This window comes from Pseudomonas sp. DTU_2021_1001937_2_SI_NGA_ILE_001, assembly GCF_032463525.1.
Taxonomy (GTDB): domain Bacteria; phylum Pseudomonadota; class Gammaproteobacteria; order Pseudomonadales; family Pseudomonadaceae; genus Aquipseudomonas.
The window spans coordinates 597102-613368 of record NZ_CP135971.1; the positions used below are offsets into that span (position 1 = coordinate 597102).

The following is a 16267-nucleotide window of genomic DNA, read 5'->3' on the forward strand; positions in this document are numbered from 1 at the left end:
TCACGATCTCGGGTCGAAGGCATCGCGCAGCGCCTCGCCGATGAACACCAGCAGGGTGAGGATCAGGGCCAGAGCGAAGAAAGCGGTCAGGGCCAGCCAAGGCGCCTGCAGGTTGGCCTTGCCCTGCGCGATGAGTTCGCCCAGCGAGGCGCTGCCGGCCGGCATGCCGAAACCCAGGAAATCCAGGGCCGTGAGGGTGGTGATGGCGCCGGTGAGGATGAACGGCAGGTAGCTCAGCGTGGCGCTCATGGCGTTGGGCAGGATATGCCGCAGGATCACCCGTCGGTCGCTCAGGCCCAGGGCTCGCGCCGCCTTGACGTATTCCAGCTTGCGCCCGCGCAGGAACTCGGCGCGCACCACGTCGACCAGCGCCAGCCAGGAAAACAGCGCCATGATGCCCAGCAGCCACCAGAAGCCCGGCTCGACGAAGCCGGACAGAATGATCAGCAGGTAGAGCACCGGCAGCCCCGACCACACTTCCTGCAGGCGCTGGCCGAACAGGTCGACCCAGCCGCCGTAGTAGCCTTGCAGTGCGCCGGCGGCAATGCCGATGACGGTACTGACCAGGGTCAGCGCCAGGGCGAAAAGGATCGACACCCGTGCGCCGCAGATCACCCGCGCCAGCACATCGCGGGCCTGGTCGTCGGTGCCTAGCCAGTTCTGCATCGAGGGCGGGCTGGGCGCAGGCACCGTGAGGTCGTAGTTGGGCGTGTCGGCACTGAAGGGAATCGGCGGAAACAGCATCCAGCCATCGCCCTTGGCGATCAGCTGGCGCACGTACTCGCTGCGGTAGTCGGGCTGGAACGGCAGCTCGCCACCGAACTGCTGTTCGGTGTAGCGCTTGATGGCCGGGAAATACAACGAACCCTGGTAGCCGAGCACCAGCGGCTTGTCGTTGGCGATCAGTTCGGCGCCCAGGGTCAGGGTGAAGAGGGCGCAGAACAGCCACAACGACCACCAGCCGCGCCGATGGTTACGAAAGCGCTCCAGGCGGCGCCGGGCAACGGGAGACAAGCGCGACATCAGGCACTCCTCGCGCTGAAGTCGATGCGCGGATCGACCAGGGTGTAGGCGATATCGCCGGCCAGTTTGATCAGCAGGCCGAACAGGGTAAAGATGAACAACGTACCGAACACCACCGGATAATCCCGCGAAACGGCCGCCTCATAACTCATGCGGCCCAGGCCATCGAGCGAGAAGATCACTTCGATCAGCAGCGAGCCGGCGAAGAACACGGTGATCAGCGCCTGGGGAATGCCGGCCACTACCAGCAGCATGGCGTTACGGAACACGTGGCCGTACAGCACCCGCCGTTCGCTCATGCCCTTGGCCCTGGCGGTGGTCACGTACTGCCGGGTGACTTCATTGAGGAAGGCGTTCTTGGTCAGCAGGGTCAGGGCCGCGAAGCCGCCGATGACCAGCGAGGTAACCGGCAGCACCAGGTGCCAGAAGTAGTCGGCGACCTTACCGAGCAGCGACAGATCGGCGAAGTTCTCCGACACCAGGCCGCGCACCGGGAACCAGTGCAGGCCGGTGCCGCCGCAGAACACCACCACCAGCAGCATGGCCACCAGAAAGGCCGGCATGGCGTAGCCAATGATGATCACCGTGCTGCTCCAGACATCGAAGTGGCTGCCATGTCGTACGGCCTTGCGGATGCCCAGCGGGATCGACACCAGATAAGTCAGCAGCGTTGCCCACAGACCCAGCGACAGGGATACCGGCAACTTCTGCACGATCAGCTCGGTCACCGAGGCACCGCGAAAGAAGCTGTTGCCGAAGTCCAACCGTGCATAGTTGCCGATCATCAGCCACAGCCGTTCATGCAGCGGCTTGTCGAAGCCATACTGGCGCTCGATGTCCTTGATCAGTTTCGGGTCCAGACCCCGCGATGCGCGGGACTGGCCGGCGACTGGCGCATCGGCCGCGGTGCTGCCGACGGCGCCGCCACCGACGCCCTGCAGGCGGGCGATAGCCTGTTCTACCGGGCCGCCGGGTGCGGCCTGGACGATGAAGAAGTTGACCAGCAGGATGCACAGCAGCGTGGGGATGATCAGTAGCAGGCGACGCAGGATATAGGCAAGCATTCACTGCATCTCCGAAACCAGGGCCGAGGCGCCCCGGCGCGCGGCGAACTCTTCGTTGGTGAGCGGGGTAGGGCTGACTTCCCACCAGGTCTGGATCGCTTCGCTGTTGCGCGCCTGGATCTTCGGAATGCCGAAGCGGTTCCACCACACCGTCGAGCTGCCCGGCGGGTAGTAGTTGGAAATCCAGTAGAAACCCCATTGCAGCACGCGGTCCAGGCAGTGGGCGTAGGCGACCATGTCCTGCTGATTGCCGGCCTTGACCAGCCCATCGATGAGCGTATCGACGGCCGGGTCCTGCAGCACCATATAGTTGCTCGACCCGGCGTCGTGGGCGACCTTGGAGCCGAAGGTGTTGTACAACTCCAGGCCCGGCGAATCGCTGACCGAATAGCCGATCACGATCATGTCGTAGTCGCGGGCCATGACCCGGTTCAGGTACTGCGCGGCGTCGATGCGGCGGATGTCGAACTGGATACCGATCTGTGCCAGGGTGCGCTTGTACGGCAGCAGCAGGCGCTCCATTCCTGACTGGGCATTGAGAAAGGTGAAGCTCAACGGCTCGCCTTGCGCATTCACCAGACGATCACCCTGAGGTTTCCAGCCGGCCTGTTCGAGCAACGCCAGGGCCTGCAGCTGTTTGTCGCGGATGAACCCGCTGCCATCGGTGCGCGGTGGGTGAAACACCTGGGTGAACACCTCGTCGGGCACCTGGCCGCGCAGCGGCTCGAGAATTGCCAGCTCCCGCGGCGTCGGCAAGTCGGTGGCGGCCAGTGGCGAGTTGGAGAAGTAGCTGCTCTGGCGGATGTACATGTTGCGCATCATCTGCCGGTTGGTCCACTCGAAGTCCCAGAGCATGGCCAGCGCCTGGCGCACCCGGCGATCCTTGAACATCGGACGGTCCAGATTGAAGATGAAACCTTGCGAACTCTGCACCGCGCCCTTGGCCAGATGGGCCTTCTGCAGGCGCCCCTCGCTCAGCGCCTGGCCGTTGTAGCGGATGGTATAGCCAGTGGCGGAGTATTCGCGGTTGTAGTCGTAGCCGCCGCCAAGCAATACCTGGCGGGCGACATCGGTGTCGCCGAAGTATTCGATCTTGAAACTGTCGAAGTTGTACTGCCCGCGTGCCACGGGCCGGTCGCGCCCCCACCACTGCGGATCGCGTTCGAAGGTGATGCTGCGCCCCGGGTCGACCTTGCCGATGCGATAGGGGCCGCTGCCAGGTGGGATCTCGAAACCGGCGCCGCCGGCGAAGTCGCGGCTCTTCCACCAGTGTTCGGGCAATACTGGCAGCGAAGCCAGTTCCAGTGGCAGGGTACGGCTTTCGTTGTTGCTGAAGTCGAAGCGCACCTGGGTCGGTGACTCTACCGTGACGCTCTTCACGGCGGCGAAACGGGTGCGGTATTCGAGCTTGCCCTGGCTCATGAACAGTTCGAAGGTGTATTTCACATCGGCGGCGGTGATCGGCGTGCCGTCGGCGAAGCGCGCATCAGGGTCGAGATAGAAACGCAGCGACAGGCCGTCCGCGCCAGGCTCCATTCCCTTGGCGACCAGTCCGTAGACGGTGAAGGGCTCATCCAGCGAGCGCACCGCCAGTGGTGAATACAGCAGTTCGTCGATCTGCGCCACGCCCATGCCTTTGTCGACATAGGGGACCAGGTGGTCGAACTGGCCGATTTCCTGGGCGGAACGGCTCATGCTGCCACCTTTGGGGGCATCCGGGTTGACGTAGTCGAAATGTCGGAAACCTGCCGGATAGCGCGGCGCCTCACCATAGACGGTCAGGGCGTGCTGCGGTGCCGCATACAGCGATTGCAGGGTGGCCAGCCACAACAGCGTGACGGCAAGAAGCGGTGAACGAGCAGAACCCATGAACGGACCACAGCGATGAGCGATCCTGCCGTTCTACAGGGAAAGCCCGGCGTCGCCAAGGGTAGGGCGCGGATAAATCCGCGATCGCCGCGGTGCCTGGCAAGGGGGACTGAAAGCGCAACGGCCCGCCAGAGTAGCGGGCCGTTGCGCGAGCGGTGCTGGGATCAGTCCTGGCGGCTGGTCACTTCCAGCAGGTGGTAGCCGAACTGGGTCTTCACCGGACCCTGCACCACGTTGATCGGTGCGCTGAACACCACGGTGTCGAACTCCTTGACCATCTGGCCTGGACCGAACGAGCCCAGGTCACCGCCCTGGCGGCTGGATGGGCAGCTGGAGTTGGCCTTGGCGATGTCGGCGAAGTCGGCACCCGCTTCGATCTGGGCCTTGAGTTCCTTGCATTTCTCTTCGCTGGAAACAAGGATGTGACGGGCAGTGGCTCGTGCCATGGGTAGGGACTCCTCTGGTTAAACGCGCAGCCTACCGGATTGGGCTGCGCATTTCTTCACATTCTTCGCCCGCTCAGCGGTAGCGCAGGCGATCTACTGCTTCGCGCAGCAGGCTCTGTGTGCCGCTCCAGCCCAGGCAACCGTCGGTCACCGAAACCCCGTACTTCATATCTTTGCCAAGAGGCTGGCAGCCATCGAACAGGTGGCTTTCGATCATCACGCCCATCAGGGCCGGGTTGCCCTCAAGCCGCTGCTGCAGAACATCGCGAAATACCTGGGGCTGACGCAGTGGGTCCTTGCCGCTGTTGGCATGGCTGCAGTCGACCATGATGCGCGGGTTGGCGCCGTGTCTGGCCAGTGCTTCGCTGACCTTGGCGACATGTGCGGCGGAGTAGTTGGGGCCCTGGTGGCCACCGCGCAGTACCACATGAGTGTCCGGGTTACCCTGTGTCTCGATGATGGCTGGGTGGCCGTGGCGGTCGATACCGAAATGCCGGTGCGGGTGCGCGGCCGAGCGCATGGCGTCAGTGGCTACGGTAACTCCACCATCGGTGCCGTTCTTGAAACCGACCGGAATGCCCAGCCCGCTGGCCATCTCGCGGTGGATCTGCGATTCGGTGGTGCGTGCGCCAATGGCCACCCAGCTCAGCAGGTCATCGAAGTAGCCAGCCGCCATGGGCTGCAGCAGTTCTGTGGCGACCGGCAAACCCAGCGCGAGCATGTCGAGCATCAGCTGGCGTGACAGGGCCAGTCCGGCGGCCATGTCGTCGCTGCCATCCAGGTGTGGGTCGTAGGCCAAGCCTTTCCAGCCGACCGTGGTGCGCGGTTTTTCGACATAGGCGCGCATCACCAGCAGCATCTGGTCGCTCACTTCGTTGGCGAGTGTGGCCAGGTGTTCGGCGTATTCCAATGCGGCACGCGGATCATGCAGGGAGCAGGGGCCGACGACCACCAGCAGGCGCGAGTCGCTGCCATCGAGGATGGCGCGTACGGCACGACGATGGGCGGCTACCTGTTCGAAAAGGTGGGTTGGCAACGGTTGGCGGTGCTTGAGCTCCGCGCCGGTCGGCAAGCGACGGGCTGTGGTGGCAGAGTCCAGACGGGTGACGGTGCTGGACGAGACATCGATATCTTTCAGGGCAACGGACGAGTTCATGTGCTGGCTTCCTGGGCGGCGGGCTGGCCCGCCTGCCGCTATAGAGGTGTTCGACAAAGAGCGGGATTGATCGGATTGCCACCGCGCAGTGACCGGTCGGAGGCGGCAGGCTGTCCCGAGCGGAGGGTGGTAAATCGCCAGGTGCGGGTCTCTTCGTTGCGGTAATAGGTGAAGTCGGTCATGGGGTGTGTCCTTTTGGAAAATGCTGTTGAAGTCATGGAGCCGGAAAAACAAAACCCCCGGTCGGGGAGGCCGACCGGGGGTTTTTGAGTTCTCTGGTTGGCGTCCCTGGATTTACCGGGCGCCGAACGGGGTATCAGGCGCGCCGATGGCTAAACCAATACCCATAATAAAAATCTGCCGGCAGGGATACCGAAGCACGAACGCCAGCAGCAGCTACACTCGCCACCAGGCATTGGATGCTGGCAGTGGATGCGGTGAGCTGAAGAGGACTGGTGATCATGGGTGTCTCCTGAGGAAGGCTCGAGCTTAATGCAGCCCGAGAGCAACTTCAATTGAAGAATTCAATCAGGCTGAAGGGTGTGATAATCTCAGTTTAAGGCAAAACGCTATCATTCACGCTTGGCTCTTATAGCTGCCGACACTGCTTGTCGGAAAAGGCGATTTCTATCGCGGAAGTAGGGTTTTGGAGAGAAGGGCTTTTCCTGGAAATTTTCGACCCCGAGACGCACCCAGATTCACTCGGAAGCAGGAGCAGCTTCCTCGGCGGGGATGGTCCCTTCCTTCATACCCAGCAAAACCGCGACTTTATGAGCTTCTCCGCGTCGACCTTTCTTGCGGCCAGCCAAGACCTGATAGGTGGTTGCTGGATCGACATCGTTTTCACGCGCGAACTGTTGAACCGATTTCCCCTGTTGATCGAGCCAGGCCTTGGCTTGTGCAGCGGTACGGATTGGAGGCATAGTTCAAAACCGTTCAATTCAGTTTAATTTTCTCTGAATATTACCATTCGTAAGGATAGGGTCAACAGGGTTGTGCATTCAAATGAGTGGAATCGGATACCGGCTAAGGAAAGAACGCGAGCGTCTGGGACTGTCCCAACGGGCGTTCGGCGAAATTGGCGGCGTGGAGGCCAATGCCCAGGGCAAGTACGAAAGTGGCGACCGTACACCCAAGGCCGACTATCTGGCTGCGGTGGCGGCCAAGGGAGTCGACGTGCTGTATGTACTGACCGGCAAGCCTACCCCGATTCCACTCGATAATCTCAGTCTGGCGGAGGAAAAGGTACTGGGCAGTTACCGGAGTCTGCACAAGGAGGATCAGGACGCTATTCGTCGGCTCACCACTTCGATGGCGCAACTTTCTATTACATCTGCTCCGCGCAAGCGCCAGGCTGATGGCGTGCAGGATAGCCCAGTCCTGGACGAAACCTGAGTAATCGGCCTTTCCTAACGCCCGGCCTGTGAGCGGGCGCATAATTTTTGCTGGCATACGGCGGCATCAGTGATAGGTTGTTGTCAGCATTGTCAGAAATTTCAAGTGCGAACCAGGCATTGCCTGCGGATACCAAGCGCCTGAAGCCAAGCCGCTTTGTTTGCAGAGCCTAGGTCTGACTCGCCGTTTTTGCTATGGTGAACGGCAATTGTGTTATGACTGTTTCGCGAGGTAACTCCTTGATTAAGGTGCTAGTTGTCGACGACCACGATCTCGTGCGCACAGGCATAACCCGCATGCTCGCCGATATCGATGGCTTGCAGGTCGTCGGCCAGGCTGATTCGGGCGAGGAGTCACTGAAGAAGGCCCGTGAACTCAAGCCCGACGTTGTGCTGATGGACGTCAAGATGCCAGGCATCGGCGGCCTTGAGGCGACCCGCAAGCTGTTGCGCAGCCATCCGGACATGAAAGTGGTGGCCGTTACCGCCTGTGAAGACGATCCGTTTCCGACCCGCCTGTTGCAGGCAGGGGCTGCCGGCTATATGACCAAGGGCGCCGGCCTGACCGAAATGGTCCAGGCCATCCGTCTGGTATTCGCCGGCCAGCGCTACATCAGTCCGCAGATCGCCCAGCAGTTGGCCCTCAAGTCGTTTCAGCCGGAACAGAGCAATTCGCCGTTCGATCTGCTCTCCGAGCGTGAAATCCAAATCGCCCTGATGATCGTCGGCTGCCACAAGGTGCAGAGCATTTCGGACAAGCTTTGCCTGTCGCCGAAAACCGTCAATACCTACCGTTATCGGATATTCGAGAAGCTTTCGATCAGTAGTGATGTCGAACTGGCATTGCTCGCGGTTCGTCACGGCATGGTCGATGCCAGCGCCTGAAAATGACTGAACTCTTTGATTACAGTGCGTTCCTGGCGACCTGCAGCGGCCGGCCGGGTGTCTATCGTATGTTCGACGCGCAGGGGCTGCTGCTGTACGTGGGCAAGGCGAAAAACCTGAAGAAACGCCTGGCCAGCTACTTCCGCAAGACCGGGCAGGCGCCCAAGACCGGCGCGTTGGTGGCGCGGATCGCGACGATCGAAACCACTATCACTGCCAACGAAACCGAAGCCTTGCTGCTTGAGCAGACGCTGATCAAGGAGCATCGGCCCCCCTACAACATCCTGCTGCGCGATGATAAGTCCTATCCCTACGTGTATCTCTCCGAGGGCGCTTTTCCTCGGTTGAGCATCCATCGCGGGGCCAAGAAGGGTAAAGGCCGCTATTTCGGGCCTTACCCGAGTGCAGGAGCGATTCGCGAAAGCCTTGGCCTGCTGCAGAAGACCTTCCTGGTTCGCCAGTGCGAAGACAGCTATTACAAGAACCGTACCCGGCCGTGCCTGCAGTACCAGATCAAACGCTGCAAGGCACCCTGCGTCGGTTTGGTTGAGCCGGAGGTCTATGCCGAGGATGTGCGCCACTCTGTGATGTTCCTTGAAGGGCGTAGCAATGCGCTGAGCGACGAACTCAATGCCTCGATGGAAAAGGCGGCCATGGCGCTGGACTTCGAGCGGGCTGCCGAGCTGCGCGACCAGGTCGCACTCCTGCGTCGCGTGCAGGACCAGCAGAGCATGGAAGGTGGCACCGGGGACGTCGACGTGGTTGCCGCATTCGTCAACCCGGGCGGCGCCTGCGTGCATTTGATCAGTGTGCGCGGCGGTCGCGTGTTGGGCAGCAAGAACTTCTTTCCCCAGGTGGGCATAGAAGAGGAAGTGGGCGAGGTGATGTCGGCGTTCCTCGCGCAATATTTCCTCGGTGGCGTCGACCGCGAATTGCCCAGCGAAGTCATCGTCAACGTCGTCAATGAAGACTTTCCTGCGCTGGTGGATGCCGTGCACGAGTTGCGTGGCCGTGAGCTGGTGATCAGCCACCGGGTACGTGGCACGCGTGCGCGCTGGCAGCAACTGGCGGTCACCAATGCCGAACAGGCGCTGGCTGCACGACTTGCCAATCGCCAGCATGTGGCTTCGCGCTTCGAAGCGCTGGCTCGGGCGCTGGACCTCGACGAGCCGCCACAGCGTCTGGAGTGCTATGACATCAGCCATTCCAGCGGTGAAGCCACAGTGGCTTCCTGCGTGGTGTTCGGTCCTGAAGGGCCGATCAAATCGGATTACCGGCGTTACAACATCGAGGGCGTGACCGCCGGCGACGACTACGCCGCCATGCACCAGGCCCTCACCCGGCGCTTCAGCAAGATCAAGGATGGGGAGGGCAAGCTACCGGACATCCTGTTGGTGGACGGCGGCAAGGGGCAACTGAACATGGCGCGCGAAGTCCTTGATGAACTGGCCGTGCCCGACCTTATCCTGCTTGGCGTGGCCAAGGGTGTGACCCGCAAGGCTGGCTTCGAAACCCTCTACCTCAACGATGCCGCCCATGAGTTCACCCTGCGCGGCGACTCTCCGGCCCTGCACCTGATCCAACAGATTCGCGACGAAGCGCACCGCTTTGCCATTACTGGCCACCGGGCGCGGCGCGGCAAGACCCGGCGCACCTCGACCCTGGAAGGCGTGGCCGGTGTCGGGCCGACCCGGCGGCGCGAGCTGCTCAAGCACTTTGGTGGCCTGCAGGAGTTGTCCCGCGCCAGTATCGAAGAAATTGCCAAAGCGCCCGGTATCAGCAAAAAGCTTGCAGAGTCGATTTATGCCAATCTGCATAGCGAGTAGAATGCCCGTTCACCTCGTAGCCAGTTGTGCCGATGAATATCCCTAATCTGATCACCGTTCTGCGCGTTCTACTGATTCCGATCTTCATTCTGCTGTTCTATATGCCTTATCACTGGAGCTATGCGGCGGCCAGTCTGGTATTCGCGTTCGCCGCCGCCACCGACTGGTTGGACGGCTACCTGGCGCGCCGCCTGCAGCAGAGCACGCCGTTCGGTGCATTTCTCGACCCGGTCGCAGACAAGCTCATGGTCGCCGTGGCGCTGGTCATGCTCGTACAGACCCACGCCAATTTGTGGCTGACCCTGCCGGCAGCGGTAATCATCGGCCGCGAGATCGTGATCTCCGCTCTGCGCGAGTGGATGGCGGAGATCGGGGCTCGCGCCCACGTCGCGGTGTCCAGCATGGGCAAGTGGAAGACCGCCGCGCAAATGCTTGCCCTCGTCATCCTGCTGGCTAATCCACCCCAGCTCACGTTCTGGGTATTCATCGGTTATGCGCTGCTGCTCATCGCAGCTGGGCTGACCCTGTGGTCGATGCTGCAATACTTGAAGGCGGCATGGCCCCATTTGAAAACCACCGCAGAAAAAAAATAAGTTTTTTAGAATCAAGGGGTTGACGGATGGTTTTGAATGTATAGAATGGCGCACATCAAATGACGCGGGAATAGCTCAGTTGGTAGAGCACGACCTTGCCAAGGTCGGGGTCGCGAGTTCGAGTCTCGTTTCCCGCTCCAGTTTGATAACGTTTAATGTTGATAGCATCAGACGTTTTGAGGCCGAGTAGCAAAATGGTTATGCAGCGGATTGCAAATCCGTAGATGCCGGTTCGATTCCGACCTCGGCCTCCACATTCGAAAGCCCCGTAGATGAAAGTCTACGGGGCTTTTTTGTGGCTGCGATTCTAGAAGGCCTGTTCTCTAATGAGCGGCTGATGTTCCCTAACTTGGCGTTTGGCTGGAAACTTATGGCTGGAGGAAGGCAAGTTCTCTAGCTGCATGATTTCAAAAGTGTTTTTTCTGTTGTGGTGTCACATCTTGTGCCATTCCAGGGCACTTCATGCTTGCCTAGGCGCCGAGGGATCTATATATTCTTCGGTCTGTCACGCCTGCCCCGATGGCGAAATTGGTAGACGCAAGGGACTTAAAATCCCTCGTTCTTTGAACGTGCCGGTTCGACCCCGGCTCGGGGCACCACAAGCAAATCAATAGTTTCGGGATAGTCCGCGACTAAGTGTAATGCCGCTTGTTGGTCCGCAAAAAAAGCCCCGGTCCGCAATCAGCGCGTAGGGGTTACCTTTTTACCCTTCCTTTCGCGAACATACTTCTCTGTCATTACGACAGTCGTATGCCCAAGTTGATCTCTCGCCTGGACGATATCTCCGCTCGATTCAGCTTTGTCCGTGCCAGCTTTGGCTCTCAGATCCCTGAACTGAAATGCCGACTTATCGACGCCGGCTGCTGCGCGAGCATCATCGAACCGCTTGCGAAGCATGCTGTACGTCATCGACTGGCCATCGTCCGCTACGATCAGCTTTGTTGAGTGCACTCGGTAGCCGGCCTTTCGGGTTCTTATGCGTGTTAGCAACGCTTCCAGCTCGCCGACGATCTCGATCCGGCGCTTTGCATTCGTCTTGCTCTGCACGATCCATATCTGCCCGTCGCGGATATTTCTCTCATCCATGGCCAGGGTGTCACTCACGCGCTGCCCTGTGAGGTACGCCAGATCCATAGCATCCTTCAGTCCGTCGTCGGCCTTGTCGTAGACCAGGCTGTACATTGAGTCCTCAACGTACACGTCGCGCCCTTTCTCTTTGTTGCCCTTGATTCCAGAGCATGGATTCGCCAAGGCGGTGTAGCCCGTATCCCTGGCGTAGTTCCAGATCGAACTGAGCAATGCCTTTTCGCGGTTTGCGCGCACCGGGGCAGCCTTTCTCCAGTTCAGGTACTGGCGAACGTGCTGGGGCAGAATCGACTCAAGTGGTGCAGGAGGATCATCGAAGAACGCGATCAGGTTCTTCAGCTCCCGGGCATTGTCCGCCTGCGTCGTGCGTGCCTTGTTGGGTACAACGTCAACAAAGTACTTCTCGGCCACATATCTGAATGTGATCGTGGCCGTTACAAGTGCCGATGATGTGCGATCCCTCTCGAACTCGGCGTACTTCATGATCGCGAGTCCGTAATCAGAGCCCAATGGGATCTCCTTACGCGGATGACCACCGGTGTCGTAGTAGTAATAGGTTGTGCCACTCGCCTTCTTTCTCTCACGAAGGCGAGCAATCGATCCTGGCTTGCTGGGGCGTCTACCCATTTCATCCCGCCTTTCTTGGCTGCCATGTTGAAGGCTCAGGAGCTGCTGCTCCTACTGCCGTTACCGCTTCTGTGGTAACGCTTGGCCAGCCGCTCACTTTGATTGTATGGCGAATGCCATTCCGCTTGAGATTCATGATTTGCCCGGCTTTCGTGCGCGCTCCGGTGAGCTGGCACACATCGTCGTGGCTCAGAAATTCAATTGCCATGGTTGTCTCCAGGCCGCACGGCGGCAGAGGATTAGTTATTAAGCACCGCCTTCGGTGATGGCGATCTCAACACTGACTTTCAGTGCTTCGGCGTCACCCAAATAGACGTGATTGATCGCGGTCTCTTGGCGGGAAAGCACCTCGTCAGTCTCCTCTTCATCCTCTGCCAGTTCAGATAAAGCCAACTGTCGGACGCGCTGAATGTCGAGGCCTTCCGGAACTTCGAAAACAGTGCTGATGGTGGTGGTTACGGTGATTTGAGGCATAGGAGCTCCAGCCCGCCGGCTGGCAGGCATAATAGGAAGGGAAGGGGTTACTACTTCGCTGGCATGCGCAGCTTGGTGCCAACTAGGTAACAGTCCTGCGGGCCGCTACCGGGATGACTCAGGACTGGGCTGACTACCTAGACGCTCAGGAAGCCAGTTGTTCGGATTGCTGATGGCTGTGGCCGCGTGCTTGGGTTACGCGGTCGCGGTTCCACTCGAGCACCTCTGACTTGATCCAGGCCACGGAGCGCTCGCCCAGTTTGACCTGTGCTGGGAACAGCCCGTCGTTGGCCATCTGGTAAATCTTGGTGGTGCCCAGGCCGGTGAGCTTCTTCACCTCAGGCAGCTTGATGAACTCTATTTCGGTGATGGTGGTTTCGGTATTCATGGGGATCTCCTGCCGCAGCGCGGCTTGAATCGTGTGTGTGGCTGACTGGCGTAGCAGGTCACAGCCAGAACCTTTCGGCGACCTGGCGCTGGGTGGGCGCCACTGCCGGCATGGGCCGGCTCGGCTTTTCGTGAGGGGATAATTGCCTGATGCTGCTGGCCGGCGGGCAGAAGGCCTGAGCCGGGTCGGGTTGATTTTCTTGGGCCAGCCAGGCGCCTAGGATGAGGCCAGCTACCAGGGCTGTGATGATGCTGTTCGTGGTCATGGCAGAGCCGCCTTGGCGATAGGTGTTGGTTCGTTGCGCATGGGGTGTTCCTTTCAGACAGGGCGCGTGTTGCAGCGAGTCAGCTATCGAGCTGGGTGAAGTGAAACTTTTCAGCCTGATAGCTATGCGATGCGGAGCTAAGGACGTTCAACGAAAAATCGTCTCGTCATGCGATCGTTGTTGGCCATTTGCGCAAATCGACTGAACCAGTCACGACGCCCTGATTCATATGGGTATCCCTAAATAAAACCGGAGTGGGTCGTGGACAGAGTCGTTCTAGTAGTAGAAGACGAACCCGTGCTGCTAGAACTGGCGCAGGAAATCTTAGATTCAGAGGGGCTGAAAACTATTGGTGCCTGCGATGCGGACGAGGCGCGGTTGGTGCTGGAGTCAACGCCTAACATCAGCCTCGTGATTACAGACATCAAGATGCCGGGCACCATCGATGGTTTCCAGCTGGCCTGGCTGATAGCCGAACGCTGGCCTGACATTCCTGTGCTTGTAACGTCAGGTCATAGTCGACCGGGACTTAGCGAGCTCCCTGGAAACTCGAAATTCCTGCCAAAGCCATGGCTGATTGGAGATTTCATCGACCGATCTACAGAAATGCTGGGAATGAACAGCTCGTCGTAGCTCAATCAGGTCCAGGCATTTCGCGTCATGGTGGGGGGCGTCGTGCGGGGCGCTGTCATCGCTTTCTGCTCGTGGTCAGCTTGGCGCTGCCGGCTGCATTTCGTGTGATCACCGCTGCCCCGCGCCCGGCCGCACTGGTCGCAGACCGGTGACAGTGCCAGGCGCATCCGTTGCTTGCGTTGGCGCTTCATAGGGCTTGGGGTAGGGCGGGGGTCTTCATGTGCTCGACCCGCAGCAGATCCAGCACCTGGTTGAAGCCGTGGGCGAAGCTGGCTGGCTTGTTGGCCAGCGATGCCTCCATCCGCCGGATTAGGTCGACGAGGCCCAGGGTGGCGATAACCTGCGCGGGGCACTGCTGGATGAACTCGATGGCGGCCTCCCGGCCGCGCATCACCTGATACCGGTCGAAGTGGCCACCAACTGCAATGGGCGGGGCCGGCGGTGCATAAACAACCGGTCCTGATGCATGAAACGGGGCCTGTGTTGCATAAACTGGCTGGTCTGTTTCGGTTTTCGTGCGTTTCGTTACGGGGCGGCGGGTAGCCCCGGCGCCTGGCGCCGAGGTCAATACCGCGCGCGCCTTGGCCAGGGCCTGTTGGGCGATGGGGTTCATTGAATGGTCTCTCGCTGAGCAACGCTCAACCCCACCGCAACCGGGCGTACCCAGATCGGCATGCTGCTGAGCATGAAGGTTTCGCCGGCGGCGGCCAGCAGGAGGGTGGTGCCCATTACATCGGCGATGGCCTGGGCGGCGGCCGGCGGTACCGCGTTGCCTATTCGCTCGCGCCAGTCGCTGTCGCTGAGCCCGTCGAGAATCAGTTGCTCTTCCGGATCGACCAGGCTCTGCAGCGCGGCCAGCTCCAACGTGGTGAACGGGCGGTGCCATGTACCGTCCAGGCTCTGGATGATGCAGGTCAGCCGCTCGCTCGGCTCCGGCATGCGCGGGTCAGCGACGGACCACCGGCCGTTGTCCTGGCGGGCGCTGGCAGATACCGCGCCGGCCTGGCTGTTCCAGTCGATCACGCCGTAGTGCCCGCCGGTCAGGTAGGCATCGCCTTTGCTGCGCCTCATGCCCGGGCGGGGGTCTGCGATCGACAGCGCCCCGCTGGCTACCTGCTGACTGCCGGTCACCGTGCCAGCGGTACCGGCCCAGGGCACGACGTTCAACTTGCGGTTGGACGCGCCGGGGTGCCAGTTGTGGTAGCGCGGATCGGCCACCGCCTGACCGCCGGAGCTCGGCGAGTGGCCGCCAGTGATGGTGCCGGCGTGATTCTCCATGCTGACCACCCGGAACACGTTGTTGTGCCGCACGCCGGCGGGGCGCGGATCTGCCACTGCGAAAGCACCCTGGCCGGTGGTACTGGCCGCGATCACTGTGCCTGCGGTGTCCTTCCAGTCGTTCACCAGGTACTTGCCGAAATCACCGCCACGAGGGTCAGCCACAGAGAACGTGCCTTGGCCCGGCGATTTCACGCCGATAATGGCCCCAGTCGTGTCGGTCCAACGCCGCACCCCGAACTGCTGGTACTGCAACGCACCAGCTGGCGCCCGTGGATCGGCCACCGAGAACGCGCCGTTGGTGGGCAGCGATTCTCCGGCGACCGTGCCTGTAGTGTCCTCCCAGCGGCGCACGCCCAGCACACCGCGGCGCATTTCGGGGACTATCACCAGGTCGCGCAGATACCCGTCCTCGATCGCCAGTTCGTTCAGGCTGCGCCAGTCGCTGCCGGCGCGCACCAGGGCCAGTCGAACCCACGTCTTCCACTGCAGCGCCGGGATGCGGTGCATCGGCCCGGCCGCGTCGATATCGCCCGGCATCGGCATGCGGCCAAGAATGTCCCCCACGGCGCGCAGCGACTTCTTCTCGGGCTCATAGAGGAACGGGGGCACCTTCTCGATGTGGCGAGCCACCAGCAGGAAGCGCTTGCGGGACTGCGCCAGGCCGCCCAACTCGCCACAGTCGTGGGTTGTTTCGGCCACCGCGTAGCCGAAGCCCGAGAGCAGGGCGTTGATCTGGTCCAACAGATGCCGGCCACGGCTGGCCAAGCGCGGCACGTTCTCGAACACGATCAGCGGTACCGGGTCATCGGCCCAAGCCTCGCCCATGAGCCAGATGCAGCGCAGGGTCAGTTCGTTCAGGGCTTGATACTTCGGGGTCAGGCTCATCTTTTCCGACAGTAGCCCGGATGCGCCCTTGCACGGGGAACTGATGAACACGGCATCGGGCCGGCGACCACCAGCAGCGCGGCGAACATCGTCTGGCGTGGCCTCGGTCCAGCCTGGTGGCGGCTCCTTGCCGTGGAAGTGGGTGTACTGATCGCGTGTGAACAGGTCGAGGAGGGTGCCTTTCACGCCGGACAAGCGCTCGAAGTCGCGCAGCCCTGCCGGGTCAACGTCGATGCCACCCAGGCATTCCCACTGGGCCTGCACGTTGCCGACCCGTGGCCGGGAGTTGTTGAAGCCCTTGGCGCCGCCGCCGAGGCCGCAGCAGAAGTGGAAGTGGGTGAGAATCTTTTTGAGCATGCAGGACTCCAGGCA

19 protein-coding genes and 3 tRNA genes are annotated in these 16267 nt (G+C 61.0%); 8 read left to right on the top strand and 14 right to left on the bottom strand.

Annotation, left to right across the window (positions count from 1 at the left end; genetic code table 11):
* The 8 genes from RRX38_RS02545 to RRX38_RS02580 form a co-directional block, all read right to left on the bottom strand.
* Nucleotides 1-1023: an ABC transporter permease gene (locus RRX38_RS02545; protein ID WP_315961380.1), complete on the bottom strand. Its 1023-nt coding sequence runs from the start codon at nt 1021-1023 to the stop codon at nt 1-3.
* Nucleotides 1023-2087, bottom strand: a complete 1065-nt coding sequence (locus tag RRX38_RS02550) for a microcin C ABC transporter permease YejB (protein WP_315961381.1) — start codon at nt 2085-2087, stop codon at nt 1023-1025. The genes RRX38_RS02545 and RRX38_RS02550 overlap by 1 nt, the downstream gene beginning before the upstream one ends.
* The gene (locus tag RRX38_RS02555) at nt 2088-3956 is read right to left on the bottom strand and encodes an extracellular solute-binding protein (RefSeq protein ID WP_315961382.1); all 1869 of its coding nucleotides are present in this window, start codon (nt 3954-3956) and stop codon (nt 2088-2090) included.
* 164 nt (nt 3957-4120) lie between these two features.
* The gene (locus RRX38_RS02560; RefSeq protein ID WP_315961383.1) at nt 4121-4402 is read right to left on the bottom strand and encodes a peptidylprolyl isomerase; all 282 of its coding nucleotides are present in this window, start codon (nt 4400-4402) and stop codon (nt 4121-4123) included.
* Nucleotides 4403-4475: 73 nt separating this feature from the next.
* Nucleotides 4476-5558, bottom strand: a complete 1083-nt coding sequence (locus RRX38_RS02565) for a 3-deoxy-7-phosphoheptulonate synthase (protein ID WP_315961384.1) — start codon at nt 5556-5558, stop codon at nt 4476-4478.
* 38 nt (nt 5559-5596) lie between these two features.
* Nucleotides 5597-5740, bottom strand: a complete 144-nt coding sequence (locus tag RRX38_RS02570) for a hypothetical protein (protein ID WP_315961385.1) — start codon at nt 5738-5740, stop codon at nt 5597-5599.
* A 134-nt stretch (nt 5741-5874) separates the two neighbouring features.
* On the bottom strand, nt 5875-6021 hold the full coding sequence (locus RRX38_RS02575) for a hypothetical protein (protein WP_315961386.1): 147 nt from the start codon (nt 6019-6021) through the stop codon (nt 5875-5877).
* 235 nt (nt 6022-6256) lie between these two features.
* Complete coding sequence (locus RRX38_RS02580) at nt 6257-6481, bottom strand: DNA-binding protein (RefSeq protein ID WP_315961387.1); 225 nt, start codon at nt 6479-6481, stop codon at nt 6257-6259.
* An 82-nt stretch (nt 6482-6563) separates the two neighbouring features.
* Between RRX38_RS02580 and RRX38_RS02585 the strand changes: the two genes are divergently transcribed.
* The 7 genes from RRX38_RS02585 (at nt 6564) to RRX38_RS02615 (ending at nt 10855) form a co-directional block, all read left to right on the top strand.
* Nucleotides 6564-6953 carry a helix-turn-helix transcriptional regulator gene (locus RRX38_RS02585; protein WP_315961388.1) on the top strand — a complete coding sequence of 130 codons (390 nt, stop codon included), beginning with the start codon at nt 6564-6566 and terminating at the stop codon, nt 6951-6953.
* A gap of 239 nt (nt 6954-7192) precedes the next feature.
* A complete protein-coding gene (gene uvrY, locus RRX38_RS02590) occupies nt 7193-7837 on the top strand; it encodes a UvrY/SirA/GacA family response regulator transcription factor (protein ID WP_315962620.1) in 645 nt (214 codons plus the stop codon).
* 2 nt (nt 7838-7839) lie between these two features.
* Nucleotides 7840-9663 (top strand): excinuclease ABC subunit UvrC, encoded by a 1824-nt coding sequence (uvrC, locus tag RRX38_RS02595; RefSeq protein ID WP_315961389.1) that lies wholly within the window; start codon nt 7840-7842, stop codon nt 9661-9663.
* Between the two features lie 32 nt (nt 9664-9695).
* Nucleotides 9696-10256 carry a CDP-diacylglycerol--glycerol-3-phosphate 3-phosphatidyltransferase gene (gene pgsA, locus RRX38_RS02600; RefSeq protein WP_315962621.1) on the top strand — a complete coding sequence of 187 codons (561 nt, stop codon included), beginning with the start codon at nt 9696-9698 and terminating at the stop codon, nt 10254-10256.
* Nucleotides 10257-10320: 64 nt separating this feature from the next.
* Nucleotides 10321-10396 (top strand) — tRNA-Gly (locus tag RRX38_RS02605).
* 40 nt (nt 10397-10436) lie between these two features.
* Nucleotides 10437-10510: transfer RNA gene (locus RRX38_RS02610), tRNA-Cys, on the top strand.
* Nucleotides 10511-10769: 259 nt separating this feature from the next.
* Nucleotides 10770-10855, top strand: a tRNA-Leu gene (locus tag RRX38_RS02615).
* Nucleotides 10856-10937: 82 nt separating this feature from the next.
* Here RRX38_RS02615 and xerC read toward each other — a convergent pair.
* From xerC to RRX38_RS02635, 4 genes are all read right to left on the bottom strand, one after another.
* A complete protein-coding gene (xerC, locus tag RRX38_RS02620) occupies nt 10938-11969 on the bottom strand; it encodes a tyrosine recombinase XerC (RefSeq protein WP_315961390.1) in 1032 nt (343 codons plus the stop codon).
* Nucleotide 11970: 1 nt separating this feature from the next.
* Entirely contained in the window at nt 11971-12177 is a 207-nt protein-coding gene (locus tag RRX38_RS02625; RefSeq protein ID WP_315961391.1) for a DUF4224 domain-containing protein, read from the bottom strand.
* 38 nt (nt 12178-12215) lie between these two features.
* Nucleotides 12216-12443 (bottom strand): hypothetical protein, encoded by a 228-nt coding sequence (locus RRX38_RS02630; RefSeq protein ID WP_315961392.1) that lies wholly within the window; start codon nt 12441-12443, stop codon nt 12216-12218.
* A gap of 145 nt (nt 12444-12588) precedes the next feature.
* Entirely contained in the window at nt 12589-12831 is a 243-nt protein-coding gene (locus tag RRX38_RS02635) for an AlpA family transcriptional regulator (RefSeq protein ID WP_315961393.1), read from the bottom strand.
* 526 nt (nt 12832-13357) lie between these two features.
* Between RRX38_RS02635 and RRX38_RS02640 the strand changes: the two genes are divergently transcribed.
* A complete protein-coding gene (locus RRX38_RS02640) occupies nt 13358-13729 on the top strand; it encodes a response regulator (RefSeq protein ID WP_315961394.1) in 372 nt (123 codons plus the stop codon).
* 187 nt (nt 13730-13916) lie between these two features.
* Here RRX38_RS02640 and RRX38_RS02645 read toward each other — a convergent pair whose 3' ends face one another.
* A complete protein-coding gene (locus RRX38_RS02645) occupies nt 13917-14342 on the bottom strand; it encodes a hypothetical protein (RefSeq protein WP_315961395.1) in 426 nt (141 codons plus the stop codon).
* Complete coding sequence (locus RRX38_RS02650) at nt 14339-16252, bottom strand: DNA cytosine methyltransferase (RefSeq protein ID WP_315961396.1); 1914 nt, start codon at nt 16250-16252, stop codon at nt 14339-14341. The genes RRX38_RS02645 and RRX38_RS02650 overlap by 4 nt, the downstream gene beginning before the upstream one ends.
* Nucleotides 16253-16267: the final 15 nt, after the last annotated feature.

Coding starts and splice junctions, on each gene's coding strand:
- RRX38_RS02545 (WP_315961380.1), bottom strand. CDS start 1,023: ATGTCGCGCTTGTCTCCCGTTGCCCGGCGCCGCCTGGAGCGCTTTCGT.
- RRX38_RS02550 (WP_315961381.1), bottom strand. CDS start 2,087: ATGCTTGCCTATATCCTGCGTCGCCTGCTACTGATCATCCCCACGCTG.
- RRX38_RS02555 (WP_315961382.1), bottom strand. CDS start 3,956: ATGGGTTCTGCTCGTTCACCGCTTCTTGCCGTCACGCTGTTGTGGCTG.
- RRX38_RS02560 (WP_315961383.1), bottom strand. CDS start 4,402: ATGGCACGAGCCACTGCCCGTCACATCCTTGTTTCCAGCGAAGAGAAA.
- RRX38_RS02565 (WP_315961384.1), bottom strand. CDS start 5,558: ATGAACTCGTCCGTTGCCCTGAAAGATATCGATGTCTCGTCCAGCACC.
- RRX38_RS02570 (WP_315961385.1), bottom strand. CDS start 5,740: ATGACCGACTTCACCTATTACCGCAACGAAGAGACCCGCACCTGGCGA.
- RRX38_RS02575 (WP_315961386.1), bottom strand. CDS start 6,021: ATGATCACCAGTCCTCTTCAGCTCACCGCATCCACTGCCAGCATCCAA.
- RRX38_RS02580 (WP_315961387.1), bottom strand. CDS start 6,481: ATGCCTCCAATCCGTACCGCTGCACAAGCCAAGGCCTGGCTCGATCAA.
- RRX38_RS02585 (WP_315961388.1), top strand. CDS start 6,564: ATGAGTGGAATCGGATACCGGCTAAGGAAAGAACGCGAGCGTCTGGGA.
- uvrC (WP_315961389.1), top strand. CDS start 7,840: ATGACTGAACTCTTTGATTACAGTGCGTTCCTGGCGACCTGCAGCGGC.
- pgsA (WP_315962621.1), top strand. CDS start 9,696: ATGAATATCCCTAATCTGATCACCGTTCTGCGCGTTCTACTGATTCCG.
- xerC (WP_315961390.1), bottom strand. CDS start 11,969: ATGGGTAGACGCCCCAGCAAGCCAGGATCGATTGCTCGCCTTCGTGAG.
- RRX38_RS02625 (WP_315961391.1), bottom strand. CDS start 12,177: ATGGCAATTGAATTTCTGAGCCACGACGATGTGTGCCAGCTCACCGGA.
- RRX38_RS02630 (WP_315961392.1), bottom strand. CDS start 12,443: ATGCCTCAAATCACCGTAACCACCACCATCAGCACTGTTTTCGAAGTT.
- RRX38_RS02635 (WP_315961393.1), bottom strand. CDS start 12,831: ATGAATACCGAAACCACCATCACCGAAATAGAGTTCATCAAGCTGCCT.
- RRX38_RS02645 (WP_315961395.1), bottom strand. CDS start 14,342: ATGAACCCCATCGCCCAACAGGCCCTGGCCAAGGCGCGCGCGGTATTG.
- RRX38_RS02650 (WP_315961396.1), bottom strand. CDS start 16,252: ATGCTCAAAAAGATTCTCACCCACTTCCACTTCTGCTGCGGCCTCGGC.